Raw genomic sequence first — 1282 nt, 5'->3', positions numbered from 1 at the left:
TCGCCAGCCGGTCCAGAAAGCGGCGGCGCGCGCCCGGCCCGTCCTGAAACAGGCGGTCCATCTGCGGGGTCAGCCATACGGCGGAAAAATATTCGGAAATGGCATCCCTGTTGCGCAGGGCCTGCCCATCGACATGAAACACCCGCCGCTCGGGCCGCACGGGGTTGGCGCCGGTGGCAAGTTTTACGGACAGGGCTTCATCCCCATCCAGACCCGCCACCTGTGCCGCCACACCCCACAGGGTGGTGCCGTGCCGGGGGAGTTCATCCATCCGCGCGCCGCGCAGGCCCCGTCCCGGCACCAGCATGGACACGGCTTCCAGAAGGTTGGTCTTGCCGCTGCCATTCGGCCCGGTAATGACCGTAACCGGCTGCTCCGGCCGCCATGACAGGTGTTGGTAATTACGGAAATCCGTAAGCACCAGCCGCGTTATGGCTGCCATGCAACCGGGTCGCCCCGCGTGATCCTACACACGCATCGGCATCAGCACGTACAGGGCGGAAGGGCTGTCCACATCACGCACGATGGTCGGCGCGGAACTGTCGGAAAAGACGAATTCCACTTCCTTTTCCACCTGATCGGTAATGTCGTTCAGGTAACGGGCCTGAAAGCCGATCTCGATGGGGCTGGAATCATAGGACACGTTGTTTTCGTCCAGTTCTTCCGTCGCGGTGCCCTGATCCTGACTGGCGGCGGAAAGGGTGAGCAGGTTGCGCGACATGCTCAGCTTGACCGGGCGCGAACGCTCCTGGCTGATGGCGGCGACACGCGAGACCGCGTCGGAGAAAATCTTCTTGTTCACGCGCAGCACCTTGTCGTTCCCGTGCGGGATCACCCGCTCATATTCGGGGAAGGTGCCGTCAATCAGCTTCGATGTCAGCGTGATGTTGCCGATCGAGAACTGGATACGGGTATCGGACAGGGAAACATCGACCTGTTCCGCCCCTTCCTCCAGCAGCTTGCGCAGTTCGGCCACGGTCTTGCGCGGCACGATCACGCCCGGCATGCCGGAACTGCCCGCGGGCAGTTCAGTCTCCACACGGGCCAGGCGGTGGCCGTCTGTCGCCACCGCGCGCAGCACCGGGCCGGCGTCCCCTTCGGCCACATGCAGGAAGATACCGTTAAGGTAGTAGCGCGTCTCCTCGGTGGAGATGGCGAAGCGCGTGCGGTCGATCAGCCCGCGCAGGGTCGGCGCGGGAATGCGGAATTCATGCGGCAGGCTACCCGCCATCATGGAGGGGAAATCATCCACATCCAGCACGTTCAGGCTGGTGGCGAAGCG

2 protein-coding genes are annotated in these 1282 nt (G+C 63.7%); both read right to left on the bottom strand.

Features of this window, described 5'->3' with window-relative positions; all coding sequences use genetic code 11:
* Positions 1 to 442, bottom strand: a 442-nt coding sequence (locus tag JCM25156_RS17000) for an AAA family ATPase (protein WP_025814092.1), incomplete at its 3' end; no start/stop codon positions are given.
* A 24-nt stretch (positions 443 to 466) separates the two neighbouring features.
* On the bottom strand, positions 467 to 1282 hold an 816-nt coding region (gene dnaN / locus JCM25156_RS16995), incomplete at its 5' end, for a DNA polymerase III subunit beta (protein WP_025814091.1).

The sequence above is a fragment of the Komagataeibacter kakiaceti JCM 25156 genome (assembly GCF_000613305.1).
The sequence above is the reverse complement of the archived record's forward strand: the minus strand, read 5'-3'. Positions and strand labels throughout refer to the sequence as shown.